Below are 12,117 nucleotides of genomic sequence, written 5' to 3'. Positions count from 1 at the left end.
ACCTGATGGTCATGCATGGTCCAGACTGTCTACAGCACGCACAGAGGGGTGCTGCAGTCGACCACAGGATGTGGCAGCCTTTGGCCACCGCTCCAGGTCTGCGGAGGTCACATGTGCCGAGGGTTGTCGATGATCGAGCGCTGCTTTCGCCACGCTTTGCTGTTATTGCCGTGCCTGCTGCTGCCGCTGGTGGCGGTAGCGCACGAGGAATGCCGGCGGCTGACTGCCACCGGTAACCCGGAATACCCCCCCTACCTGTGGCGCGATCCGCAAAACCCCCAGCAACTGATCGGTGCCAATGCCGACCTGCTCAAGTATCTGGGCGAGCAATTGGGGTTGGAAATCGAGGTGGTCTACGGCGGGCCGTGGTCGCGCGCCCAGGAAGAGGTACGCACGGGCCGGATCGACCTGATGGCCGGGTATTTCCTGACCAAGGTCCGCCAGCAACAGATGGACTTCATCACCCCGGCATTTCTGCATACACCCAGCGTTATCTGGGTGCGCCAGGACAATGCCTTTGCCTACCGGCAATGGGCCGACCTGAAGGGCCGCAAAGGCGGCACGCTGGTCAACAACAGCCACGGCCAGCAGTTCGACGATTACGCCAGGACCAACCTCACCCTCGAAGCGGTACCTGGTGCCAGGCAGGCATTCGAGAAGTTGATGCACAAGCGCAGCGATTACGTGGTGTACGAGCAGTATCCCGGCTTGGCGCTGGCGCGCACATTGGGGATTGCCGACACTTTGCAGGTGCTGGAACCACCGATATCCAGCGAAGGGTTGTACCTGGCGCTGTCGCATGATTCGCCCTGCAACCAGCCGCAGCTGCGTGAGGCACTGGCGAAGGAGATGGAAAAGATCGTTGCCGGTGCGTTGCCGGAGCAACTGCTGCAGCAAAACCTGGAGCGTTGGCAATAAATAGCAGCCTGGTATGCGCTCCTACAGGGACCGGGCCAGCTGTTCGGCTTCCTTGGCCCGGGTCACACTGACTGCGCCGGGCAGGGTGACATCGTTCTTCGCAGCGAGGATCTCGGCCATGACGCTGACGGCAATCTCGGCCGGGGTCTTGCTACCGATATAGATGCCGATAGGACCGTGCAGGCGCTGCAACGACGCTTCGCTTTCGCCAAAGTGTTCGATCAGCCGCTCCCGGCGCAGCTGGCTGTTGCGCCGTGAGCCGATGGCACCGATATAGAACGCCGGGCTGTGCAGGGCTTCGAGCAGGGCCAGGTCGTCCAGCTTGGGGTCGTGGCTGACGGCAACGATTGCGCTGCGCAGGTCCGGGGTGAAGGCGCGGACCACGTCGTCCGGCATGCCAGCCAGGTGGTTGACGCCGGCAACGTTCCAGCCTGCCGTGTACTCGGGGCGCGGGTCGCACAGTGAAACGCTGAAGCCATTGAACAGGGCCATGGTCGCCAGGTATTCGGCCAGCGCGCCGGCACCGATCAGCAGCAGGCGATAGCCGGGGCCCAGGGTGCTGAGCATGTGCCGGCCATCGAAACTGAACAGTTCGGGCGTGGTGGTGGCGATAAGGTTGGTCTCCCCGCTGCGCAGGTCAAGCCCACGGCGTACCAGATTGCCGCCGTCGAGGTCGGCGAGCAGTTGCTCCAGGTGTGGCAGCGACGGGGCGAATTCCAGCACCAGTTCGAGGGTGCCGCCACAGGGCAGGCCGAAGCGGTGTGCCTCGTCGGCACTGACGCCATAGCGCACCACCTGGGGCAGGCCGCCGGGCATGCCGGGGCCGCCATAGGCATTGGTGTAGCGGTGAATGAGGTCGTCCTCGATGCAGCCGCCAGAGACACTGCCGACCACACGGCCGTCGCTGCGCAGGGCCATCATCGAGCCGACCGGGCGTGGGGAGGAGCCCCAGGTGCGGGCGACTGTAGCCAGCAAGGTGCGGTGGCCGGCGGCGAGCCAGTCTCGGGTGGTGCGCAGGACCAGCAGGTCGATGCTTTCCATGGGTACTCCATTAAACCTGATGTTGGCTGGGCCGGCTTCTTCGCGGGCTTGCCCGCTCCCACAGGGACCCCACAGTCCTGAAGGGCGGCGCCATACCTGTGGGAGCGGGCATGCCCGCGAAGAGGCCGGTACAGGCACTACCCATTTCAGCGCATGTGCAAAATGATCGGGCTACTGCTGGCCGGGTCGGTATGCCCACGCAACTTGCCCACCGCCTGCGCATTCACCGCGCCACCATGGTTCCCCCAGGCACTGCGCACGAAACCCAGCACATCGGCAATTTCCTGGTCACTCAATTGCTCACGGAAGGCTGGCATGCGATACGCATCGGGCAACCCGGCCGTCACCACCCGCTGCGAACCATTGAGGGTGATATTGATCGCCGAGGCGTCTTCCTTGGCCAGTGCCGAAGTAGCGCCAGCCAAAGGTGGCATCCATTCGGCCTGGCCCTTGCCATCCAGGCCGTGGCACGACGCACAGCGGGTTACATAGGTATGCCCCCCAGGGCTGTCGAGCAGCGCGGCCGTCGTTTCGGCCTGGTACTGCCACGGCGCACCGTCGCGTTGCGGGTCGCCGGGCAGCGACTTCAGGTAGCGGGCGATGGCGGCCAGGTCGTCGTCACTCATGAATTGCGTGGAGTTGTTGAATGCCTCGGTCATCGAGCCGAATACCACCGCATGCCGATTGCGGCCGGCCTTGAGGAACTGCGCGATCTCGGCCTCGCTCCAGCGACCCAGCCCGGTGTTGGGGTCGGCACGCAGGCTCGGTGCATACCAGCCATCGAGCAGGGCACCAGCGAGGAATGGCTTGCCGCTGTCATCCAGGGCCTTTTCGTTGAAGGCCAGGCCGCGCGGCGTATGGCAGCTGCCACAGTGGCCAGGGCCCTGGACGATGTAGGCGCCGCGGTTCCACTGCGCATCCTGCCCGGCCTGATCGGCGTACGGAGCGGTGGCGGCGAACAGGCCGTTCCACATCGCAATGGGCCAGCGCCAGTTCAGCGGCCAGGGAATGTCGCTGGCAAGGTTGGCTTGCTGCACGGGTTGCACGCCGTGCATGAAGAAGGCATACAGCGCCTTTACATCGTCATCGCTGAGCTTGGCGTAGGACGGGTAGGGCATGGCCGGGTACAGCCGCCGGCCACCGGGCGCGACGCCTTGGCGCACGGCACGGTCGAAGTCGGCCAGGCTGTAGCCACCGATGCCGGTGCTGCGGTCGGGGGTGATATTGGTGGCGTGAATCGCCCCCAGCGGGGTGGCCATTTCCAGCCCGCCAGCGAACGGTTTGCCGTCCGGCAGGCTGTGGCAGGCCACGCAGTCGCTGAGGCGGGCCACGTACTCGCCACGGCTGACCAGCGCCGGGTCGGCAGTGGTGGCCTGCACATCGGCAAATGGCGAGGCGGGCTCGCGGGTGACGTACCAGGCCAGCAGGCCTGCCGCGACCAGGCACGGCAGCGCCAGCCAGCCAGCAGTTCTTGCGAAACGATGGGTCATGGGGCGTCCTTGTCTGCTCAGCTGAAGGTATGGCGGCTCAATGGCAGGCTGCGCACGCGCTGGCCGGTGAGCTGCGCGACTGCGTTGGCCACCGCCGGTGCCACTGCGGGCAACGGTGGCTCGCCGATGCCGCCCATCTTCGCCCCGCTTTCGACAATGCGCACGTGTACCCTGGCCATGCGCGACGGCGGCAGGATCGGGTACAGGTCGTAGTTGCGCGCGCGCGGCTTGCCATCCACGTACACCGCTTCTTCCAGCAGTGTCTGCGACAGGCCCAGGGCGACGGCGCCGTTGACCTGATGCTCGATGATCGCCGGGTTGACGATGCTGCCCGGGTCGATGGCCTGCCAGATGTCGTGCACCTTGACCTGGCCATTCTCGATCGACACCTCGGCAATGACCGCTGCCTCCGAGCCGAACGGCGAGGCCATGGCCACGCCACGCGCCCGTTTGCTGCCATCCTCGGCGGTGAACGGCCCACGCTTCCAGCCGCCGGAAAGCTCTGCGACGGCCTGCAACAGGTTGGTCAGGCGCTGGTTGTCGCGCAGCAGGTGCAGGCGCAGTTCGAACGGGTCCTTGCCGCCTTTGTCGGCCAGCTCGTCGAGGAACGATTCATAGAAGAAGTCGTTCAGCGAGTTGCCCACCGAGCGCCAGTAGCCGAGCATGGCCGGGCCTTTTACATAGATCTGCGCGATGCGCTTGTTGGCGATGGCGTAGGACTTGCCCGACAGCCCTTCGAGCGCGGTAGGGTCGAGTTTTTCGCCTTGCTTGCCAGCGATGGCTTCGGTCGGGCCTTCGGTGGCGCTCACTGCTTCGAGGGCCACCGGCAGGCCATCGGCATCCAGCCCGGCGCGGAACTTGACCACGGCGACCGGGCGCAACACATCGCGGAGGAATTCCTCTTCGCGGCTCCAGATGAGTTTCACCGGCCGGCCGACCGCCTTGGCCAAGGCAATGGCCTGTGGATAGGGATTGGCCGAGTCGTACAGGAAGTGGCGGCCAAAGAAACCGCCCAGCAACGGCGAATGCAGGGTGATCTGCGCCGGGGCCAGGCCGGTGCGTTTGGCAATGTCGTCACGGAACATGTCCGGCGCCTGGTTGGGCAGCCACACTTCCAGGCTGCCGTCCGGGTTGAAGCGCGCCAGTGCCGACGGCGGCTCCAGCTGTGCGTGGTTGAGGTACTGGTTGTGGTAGGTTGCTTCGACCCGGGTCTTGGCACTGGCCAGCATGCCGGCCACGTCGCCCTGGTTTTCGTCGTCGCGCGCCGGGCCCGTGACCGTGGCCAGGTGCTCGCGCCAACCATCGCTGGAGAAATCGGCCGGCATCGGCCGTACCGGGCTGTCGGCCGCGGGCTCCTTCCAGTCCACCTGGATGGCTTCGACCGCGCGCTTGGCGTGCCACCAGCGTTCGGCAACCACCGCCACGGCACCCGGCAGCTGATGCACCGAATGCACGCCTTTCATGGCCTTGACCTGGTCTTCGTTGCGCAGGCTGCCGACGGTCATGCCCAGGCGTGGTGCGTGCTGCACGGCGGCGTGGAGCATGCCGTCGACCTTGATGTCGATGCTGTATACGGCCTTGCCGGTGGACTTGTCGTAGGCATCCAGGCGACGTACCGGTTTGCCGATCCAGCGAAACTGGCTGGGGTCGCGCAGCTTGACGCTGGCTGGGTCCGGTACTGGCAGGTCCATGGCGCGCCCGGCCAGTTCACCGTAGGGAATGGAGCGGCCAGTCGTGGTATGTACCACATGGCCCGGCGTGGTGGAGAGTTCTTCGACCGGCACGCCCAGCTGCTCGGCGCCCGCCTGCAGCAGCATGGCCCGGGCGAGGGCGCCCAGGCGGCGCATGGTCGGGTAGCTCATGCGCACCGACATGCTGCCGCCGGTGATGCGCATGCCGTTCTCCATCACTACATAGGCTTCGCCGGGCGGCGCGCTGTCGACCACAAAATTGGCCGGGTCGACGTCCAGCTCTTCACCCACGATCTGCGCCATGGCGGTGAAGGGGCCTTGGCCACCTTCCATGAACGGGCTGAGCAGGCGCACTTTGCCGTCCGGTCGGATCTCCAGAAACGCCGGCACCTGCGTGCCGCGCTCCGGGGTTGCGGCGGCGGCTGCCTGCACGCGGGCCGACCCCATGGGCAGGCCGAAACCCAGCACCAGGGCACCGACAGCCGTGCCGGCAAGAAAGCGCCGACGTGACAGGTTGACCGTTTCGCCCAGTTGCAGCCTGAGCAGTTCGGCGGGGGTATCGACTGGTGTGTTCATCAGGCCTTCTCCCCTTGGGCCAGCTCATGCATGGCGGCATGGATGGCGTTGTAGGTGCCGCAGCGGCACAGGTTGACCATGGCGGCCTCGATCTGGGCGTCACTGGGCTTGGGCGTGTGCTTGAGCAGCGCCGTGGCCGCCATTACCTGGCCGGACTGGCAGTAGCCGCACTGGGCCACCTGGTGCTCGACCCAGGCTGCGACCACGCGTTTGCCGACGGCATCGGCCTCGATCGCCTCGATGGTGGTCACTTCGCGCCCGACCACGCCGGCCACCGGGGTGACGCAGGCGCGCACCACGTTGCCGTCCACCAGCACCGAACAGGCGCCGCACTGGGCCAGGCCGCAGCCATACTTGGTGCCGGTCAGCCCCAGGTCGTCGCGGATCACCCACAGCAGGGGCGTATCGGCGTCTGCCTCGACCTGGTAGGTCTTCTGGTTGATGCGTAGTTCCATGGTTCACCTGCCCGTCAACGGTTGCTGTCGCTTGGATTCTTCTGATCGGGGAATACGGTGCTCCCCAGTGCAGAAACGCTAGCACAGCGGGGTGACCGCTGGTCTGTTGGCGGGCGCAGGTTCAGAGGATCAGGCAAGCAATTCGGTGAAATGCGCAAGCAGCGATGTGCGCTATCGCCTGTAGGAGCGGCCTTGTGTCGCGATGGGGCGCGCAGCGGCCCCAGGGCAGCATGCAGTATTGTAAGGGGCCGCTTTGCGGCCCATCGCGACACAAGGCCGCTCCTACAAGAAAGCGCATTTGGAGGTGAAGAGGACTTCCGCAGCGAAAACCCGGATAATGCCGGCCAATTTCGTTTTGCACGCTTAAATCACGGTAATCCCCGCATGGAAATCAAGGTCAATTTTCTCGACAATCTCCGTCTCGAAGCCAAGTTCGACGACTTCACGGTGATCGCCGACCAACCGATTCGCTACAAGGGTGATGGCTCGGCCCCGGGGCCGTTCGACTATTTCCTGGCGTCTTCGGCCTTGTGCGCGGCTTACTTCGTCAAGCTGTACTGCCAGACCCGCGACATCCCTACCGAAAACATCCGCCTGTCGCAGAACAACATCGTCGACCCGGAAAACCGCTACAACCAGGTCTTCAAGATCCAGGTCGAGTTGCCCGAGGACATTTCCGAGAAGGACCGCCAAGGCATCCTGCGCTCCATCGACCGCTGCACGGTGAAGAAGGTGGTGCAGACCGGCCCCGAGTTCGTGATCGAAGTGGTCGACAACCTCGATGCCGATGCCCAGGGCCTGCTGATGCCGGTGGCGGACACCAGCACCTATATCCCCGGCAAGGACCTGCCGCTGGAGCAGACCATCGCCAACATGTCGGGCATCCTCGCCGGGCTGGGGATGAAGATCGAGATCGCCTCGTGGCGCAACATCGTGCCCAACGTGTGGTCGCTGCATGTGCGCGACGCCCAGTCGCCGATGTGCTTCACCAACGGCAAGGGCGCGACCAAGGAGGCCGCGCTGGCCTCGGCGCTGGGCGAGTTCATCGAGCGGCTGAACTGCAACTTCTTCTACAACGATCAGTTCTGGGGCGAGGACCTGGCCAACGCGTCGTTCGTGCACTACCCGAACGAGCAGTGGTTCAAACCCGGCCCGCGCGATGCGCTGCCGGCCGAGATCCTCGATGAGCACTGCCTGGCAATCTACAACCCGGACGGCGAGCTGCGTGGCTCGCACCTGTACGACACCAACTCGGGCAACACCGCGCGCGGCATCTGCTCGTTGCCATTCGTGCGCCAGTCCGACCAGCAGGTGGTGTACTTCCCGTCCAACCTGATCGAGAACCTGTTCCTCAGCAACGGCATGAGTGCCGGCAACACCCTGGCCGAGGCGCAGGTGCAGTGCCTGTCGGAAATCTTCGAGCGCGCCGTGAAGCGCGAAATCCTCGAAGGCGAGCTGTGCCTGCCAGATGTGCCGCAGGAGGTGCTGGCCAAGTACCCGGCCATCGTCGCCGGCATCCAGGGCCTGGAAGAGCAGGGCTTCCCGGTGCTGGTCAAGGATGCGTCGCTGGGTGGCGAGTTCCCGGTAATGTGCGTGACCTTGATGAACCCGCGCACCGGCGGCGTGTTCGCTTCTTTCGGCGCCCACCCGAGCCTGGAAGTGGCGCTGGAGCGCAGCCTCACCGAACTGCTTCAGGGCCGCAGCTTCGAAGGTTTGAACGACCTGCCGCAACCGACCTTCGAAAGCCACGCGCTGACCGAACCGAACAACTTCGTCGAGCACTTCATCGATTCCAGTGGCGTGGTGTCGTGGCGCTTCTTCAGCGCCAAGGCCGACTTCGAGTTCGTCGAGTGGGACTTCTCCGGCCACGGCGAGGATTCCAACGTGCAGGAAGCCGCGACCCTGTTCGGCATCCTCGAGGACCTGGGCAAGGAAGTGTACATGGCCGTGTACGACAACCTTGGCGCCACCGCCTGCCGCATCCTGGTACCGGGTTATTCGGAGATCTACCCGGTCGAGGACCTGATCTGGGACAACACCAACCGCGCCCTGTCGTTCCGCGCCGACATCCTCAACCTGCACAGCCTGGACAACCGTTCCCTCAAGCTGCTGCTCAAGCGCTTGGACAACTGCGATGTAGATGACTACACCACCATCACCACGCTGATCGGCGTGGAGTTCGACGAGAACACGGTGTGGGGCCAGCTGACCATTCTGGAGCTGAAGCTGCTCATCTGCCTGGCGGTACAGCGCTTCGAGGACGCCAAGGAGCTGGTCGAGGCGTTCCTGCAGTTCAACGACAACACCGTCGAGCGCGGCCTGTTCTACCAGGCGCTGAACGTGGTGCTGGAAGTGCTGCTGGACGACGAACTGGAAATGGACGATTACGAAGCCAATTTCCGGCGCATGTTCGGCAACCCGCGCATGGACGCGGTGTTGGGCTCGGTGAACGGCAGCGTGCGCTTCCATGGCCTGACCCCGACCAGCATGAAGCTCGAAGGCCTCGATCGCCACCTGCGCCTGATCGAAAGCTACAAGAAGCTGCATGCAGCGCGGGCCAAGTTCGCCGGATAGCCGCAGCGCTCCAACCGCAATCTTGTACTGTCCGTTCTGGCCTCATCGCCGGCAAGCCAGCTCCCACAGGGATAGCACAGCCCTTGAGGCCAGTGCTGTCGAAGTGGGAGCTGGCTTGCCGGCGATTGGGCCGGTAGCCTTCATATAGCGCTTTGTTCTTGTCGCTATCCCCAATCTGTCTTGCCGCTTCGCCTGCCAGGCGCGTAGCGTTTTGCTCCCATCCCCTCGATCCATGGCGCGTTGACCGCCAGAAGGACCTCGGCCGCGCACAACAAGAAGGCGCAGACCATGAGCACTCCTTTGGATACCAATGCCCTCAAAGCCCGCCAGCAAGCCGCGTGGGCCAGTGGCGACTACGCGGTAATCGGCACCACCCTGCAACTGGTTGGCGAGCGCCTGGCCGAAGCCTGTGACCTGCGCTGGGACGAGCAGGTGCTGGATGTCGCCGCCGGCAACGGCAATGCCACCCTTGCTGCTGCCCGGCGCGGCTGCCGTGTCACCTCCACCGACTATGTGCCCGAGCTGCTCAAGCGCGGTGAAGAACGCGCGCGGGCCGAGCACCTCAATGTGCTGTTCCAGACCGCCGATGCCGAAGCGCTGCCGTTTGCCGATGGCACTTTCGATGCGGTGCTGTCCACTTTCGGCGTGATGTTCGCCCCCGACCAGGCCCAGGCCGCGCGTGAATTGAGCCGGGTGTGCCGGCCCGGTGGCCGGATCGGCCTGGCCAACTGGACCCCGCAAGGGTTCGTCGGCCAGATGTTCAAGACCCTCGGGCGGCATGTACCGCCACCAGCCGGTGCTCTGCCGCCTTCACGCTGGGGTGATGAAGAACAGCTGCGCGAGATGTTCGAAGGGGCGCTGGGCGAATTGAAGGTCAGCCGCCAGCACTTCAACTTCCGCTATCGCTCGGCAGCGCATTTCATCGAGGTGTTCCGCACCTGGTACGGGCCGGTGCACAAGGCGTTTGCCTCGCTGGAACGGGAGGCGGCCGGTGCGCTGGAACGGGATCTGACTCAGCTGCTGGATGAACGCAATGTGGGCGGACCTAGGTCATTGGTGGTGCCCAGTGAATATCTGGAGGTGGTGATCATCCGGGGTTAGCAGGCGCTCCCTGGAAGGCCTGTGCAGGTGGCGGCGGTGACAAGGCTGTTCAGGTTCTTTCAGTTCTTGCACTTGGCCATCACCACCTGGCATGTCCTGGGCGTACCTCCCGAGCGGCTGGCATAACGCATGCAGTTGTTCATTGACTTCTGCCGGGCAACGCTCAGGGTATTGCCCCAGGCCAGGCCGCCCTCGCCAGCCGTGGGCACGGCCTTGGCGAAGCAATTGGAACCGATGGCTGACGTAGCGTATCGGGCCTTGCCGGTTTTGCTGGAGCAGCCAGCGGTGAGCGCCAGGCACAGAGCGAGCAGGGTAGGCAGAGCCCAGGACATGTCCGGACGAATCGGTTTTCTGCACATGTGATCACCTTCTGCACTGGGCGACGAATGCCTTGCAGGATATTTCATACCAGCGAAGCGGTGAACTATCGCGCCGTCAAGGGGCTCATTTGCTAAGCGCACCCTGCGCTCACCTGATGGCACAAGCCCATCAGCCTTGGGTCACTGAATGAAAAGGAGGCACCGTGACCGCTTCTGACCATACCCTCTACCGCTGTACGCCCAGCCCGTTGCATGCCCTGTTGCTTGCGGGCAGTGTGCCGTTGTTTCTTGGCGCGCTGCTGAGCGATATCGCCTACTTCAAAAGCTACCAGATCCAATGGAGCAACTTCGCCGCCTGGTTGATCGCCGGTGGCCTGGTGTTCTGCGGGCTGGCACTGCTGTTTGCGCTGGCCAACCTGATCCGCGCCGAGCGCAAGGGCGGGCGCCCTGCACTGTACTTCATGCTGCTGTTGGCGGCCTGGGTGCTTGGGCTGATAAATGCCTTCGAGCATTCCAAGGACGCCTGGGCGGTGATGCCGTCAGGGCTGGTATTGTCGGTGATCGTGACCGTGCTCGCGGTAGTCGCCGCCTGGACCGGCTTGAGCAACCTGCGCTCGGGAGGTGCTGCATGAAGGCATTGCATGCATTGAGCCTGTTGAGCGTGGCGCTGCTGTTGAGTGCCTGCGGTGGTGATGGAGAGCCGACCCAGGCCCATGGCCCGGACCCGAAACTGCCCGAACCCCAGCGCGGTTTGCTGCCGAGCATGAAGATCGCCCAGCCGGTTGCCTGGGGCGAGCAGAAACCGACCGTGCCCGAGGGATTCAGCGTCACGGCCATTGCCACTGACCTGCGTATTCCGCGGCAGAGCCTGGTGTTGCCCAATGGTGACATTCTGGTAGCCGAGGGCAGGGGTGGCAGCGCGGCCAAGCTCAAACCCAAGGATGTGATCGCCAGCCAGATCAAGGCCAAGGGCAACACCCAGGTCAAGGGTGGTAACCGCCTGACCCTTCTGCGCGATGCCGACGGGGATGGCACCTACGAGGTGCAGACCGTATTTGCGGAAAACCTCAATGCGCCTTATGGGCTGGCCTTTGCCAACGGTAAGTTGTATGTGGCCAACCAGGATGCGCTGGTGCGCTTCGACTACGAGGAGGGCCAGACCCAGGCAGGCGGCGTACCCACGAAGGTCACCGATTTGCCGGCCGAGATCAACCATCACTGGACCAAGTCACTGACGATCAGCCCGGACGGGCGTTACCTGTACGTGGGTATCGGCTCGAACAGCAATATCACCGAGCGTGGCATGGAAGTGGAAATCGATCGGGCAATGGTCTGGCAGGTCGATGCCGAAACCGGTGCGCACCGCCCCTATGCCACGGGCTTGCGCAACCCTACCGCGCTGACAATCCAGCCGCAGACCGGGCAGTTATGGACGGTGGTCAACGAGCGCGACGAACTGGGCCCAGACCTGGTGCCGGACTATCTCACCTCGGTACGTGATGGAGGCTTCTATGGCTGGCCCTACAGCTACTGGGGGCAGAACGTGGATGAACGGGTGCGGCCGCAGAACCCGGACAAGGTGGCGACGGCAATCAAACCGGACTACAGCCTGGGCTCGCATGTGGCTGCATTGGGTGTCGCTTTCTCGATACCGGCCATGGGCGAGCGTTTCGCTGATGGTGTCTTCGTGGGCGAGCATGGCAGCTGGAACCGTCCCGACCCGGTGGGCTACAAGGTGGTCTTCGTACCCTTCAGCAATGGCAAGCCGGCCGGGCAACCAATCGACTTCGCTACAGGCTTCCGTGGCGAGGATGGCAAGACCCGAGGGCGGCCGGTGGGGGTGACGGTGGATCCCCGTGGTGCATTGATCATCGCCGACGACCTGGCCAACACAGTGTGGCGGGTGACGCGTGATCGCTGAGTGATCCACCTGGCTTGCGCGCTCCTGCCG

General features: G+C 64.3%; 10 protein-coding genes. 5 read left to right on the top strand and 5 right to left on the bottom strand.

Annotation, left to right across the window (positions count from 1 at the left end; translation table 11 throughout):
- Positions 1-129 precede the first annotated feature (129 nt).
- Positions 130-918 carry an ABC transporter substrate-binding protein gene (locus CAF92_RS02855; RefSeq protein ID WP_085599086.1) on the top strand — a complete coding sequence of 263 codons (789 nt, stop codon included), beginning with the start codon at positions 130-132 and terminating at the stop codon, positions 916-918.
- Between the two features lie 21 nt (positions 919-939).
- Here CAF92_RS02855 and CAF92_RS02850 read toward each other — a convergent pair whose 3' ends face one another.
- The 4 genes from CAF92_RS02850 to CAF92_RS02835 all read right to left on the bottom strand — a co-directional run bounded on the left by CAF92_RS02850 (position 940) and on the right by CAF92_RS02835 (position 6,171).
- Positions 940-1,959, bottom strand: a complete 1,020-nt coding sequence (locus CAF92_RS02850) for an XdhC family protein (protein WP_085599084.1) — start codon at positions 1,957-1,959, stop codon at positions 940-942.
- A gap of 146 nt (positions 1,960-2,105) precedes the next feature.
- Positions 2,106-3,449, bottom strand: a complete 1,344-nt coding sequence (locus CAF92_RS02845; RefSeq protein WP_085599082.1) for a cytochrome c — start codon at positions 3,447-3,449, stop codon at positions 2,106-2,108.
- Between the two features lie 17 nt (positions 3,450-3,466).
- The gene (locus CAF92_RS02840) at positions 3,467-5,716 is read right to left on the bottom strand and encodes a molybdopterin cofactor-binding domain-containing protein (RefSeq protein WP_046615454.1); all 2,250 of its coding nucleotides are present in this window, start codon (positions 5,714-5,716) and stop codon (positions 3,467-3,469) included.
- Complete coding sequence (locus CAF92_RS02835; RefSeq protein ID WP_046615453.1) at positions 5,716-6,171, bottom strand: (2Fe-2S)-binding protein; 456 nt, start codon at positions 6,169-6,171, stop codon at positions 5,716-5,718. The genes CAF92_RS02840 and CAF92_RS02835 overlap by 1 nt, the downstream gene beginning before the upstream one ends.
- Before the next feature lie 384 nt (positions 6,172-6,555).
- Here CAF92_RS02835 and CAF92_RS02830 point away from each other — a divergent pair, with 384 nt between their 5' ends.
- Positions 6,556-8,745: an OsmC domain/YcaO domain-containing protein gene (locus tag CAF92_RS02830; RefSeq protein WP_085599080.1), complete on the top strand. Its 2,190-nt coding sequence runs from the start codon at positions 6,556-6,558 to the stop codon at positions 8,743-8,745.
- A gap of 288 nt (positions 8,746-9,033) precedes the next feature.
- Positions 9,034-9,846 carry a class I SAM-dependent methyltransferase gene (locus tag CAF92_RS02825; protein WP_046615451.1) on the top strand — a complete coding sequence of 271 codons (813 nt, stop codon included), beginning with the start codon at positions 9,034-9,036 and terminating at the stop codon, positions 9,844-9,846.
- A 59-nt stretch (positions 9,847-9,905) separates the two neighbouring features.
- On the opposite strand, the gene CAF92_RS02820 is transcribed toward CAF92_RS02825, so the two are convergent.
- Entirely contained in the window at positions 9,906-10,205 is a 300-nt protein-coding gene (locus CAF92_RS02820) for a hypothetical protein (protein WP_085599078.1), read from the bottom strand.
- Positions 10,206-10,369: 164 nt separating this feature from the next.
- Here CAF92_RS02820 and CAF92_RS02815 point away from each other — a divergent pair, with 164 nt between their 5' ends.
- Together CAF92_RS02815 and CAF92_RS02810 are read left to right on the top strand one after the other, a co-directional pair.
- Positions 10,370-10,798: a DUF2231 domain-containing protein gene (locus CAF92_RS02815; protein ID WP_085599076.1), complete on the top strand. Its 429-nt coding sequence runs from the start codon at positions 10,370-10,372 to the stop codon at positions 10,796-10,798.
- Positions 10,795-12,087 (top strand): sorbosone dehydrogenase family protein, encoded by a 1,293-nt coding sequence (locus tag CAF92_RS02810; RefSeq protein ID WP_085599074.1) that lies wholly within the window; start codon positions 10,795-10,797, stop codon positions 12,085-12,087. The genes CAF92_RS02815 and CAF92_RS02810 overlap by 4 nt, the downstream gene beginning before the upstream one ends.
- Positions 12,088-12,117: the final 30 nt, after the last annotated feature.

The organism is Pseudomonas sp. B10(2017), assembly GCF_002113295.1.
Taxonomy (GTDB): Bacteria; Pseudomonadota; Gammaproteobacteria; order Pseudomonadales; family Pseudomonadaceae; genus Aquipseudomonas; species Aquipseudomonas pudica.
This window is presented reverse-complemented; position numbering and strand designations above follow the sequence as displayed.

Coding starts and splice junctions, on each gene's coding strand:
- CAF92_RS02855 (WP_085599086.1), top strand. CDS start 130: ATGATCGAGCGCTGCTTTCGCCACGCTTTGCTGTTATTGCCGTGCCTG.
- CAF92_RS02850 (WP_085599084.1), bottom strand. CDS start 1,959: ATGGAAAGCATCGACCTGCTGGTCCTGCGCACCACCCGAGACTGGCTC.
- CAF92_RS02845 (WP_085599082.1), bottom strand. CDS start 3,449: ATGACCCATCGTTTCGCAAGAACTGCTGGCTGGCTGGCGCTGCCGTGC.
- CAF92_RS02840 (WP_046615454.1), bottom strand. CDS start 5,716: ATGAACACACCAGTCGATACCCCCGCCGAACTGCTCAGGCTGCAACTG.
- CAF92_RS02835 (WP_046615453.1), bottom strand. CDS start 6,171: ATGGAACTACGCATCAACCAGAAGACCTACCAGGTCGAGGCAGACGCC.
- CAF92_RS02830 (WP_085599080.1), top strand. CDS start 6,556: ATGGAAATCAAGGTCAATTTTCTCGACAATCTCCGTCTCGAAGCCAAG.
- CAF92_RS02825 (WP_046615451.1), top strand. CDS start 9,034: ATGAGCACTCCTTTGGATACCAATGCCCTCAAAGCCCGCCAGCAAGCC.
- CAF92_RS02820 (WP_085599078.1), bottom strand. CDS start 10,205: ATGTGCAGAAAACCGATTCGTCCGGACATGTCCTGGGCTCTGCCTACC.
- CAF92_RS02810 (WP_085599074.1), top strand. CDS start 10,795: ATGAAGGCATTGCATGCATTGAGCCTGTTGAGCGTGGCGCTGCTGTTG.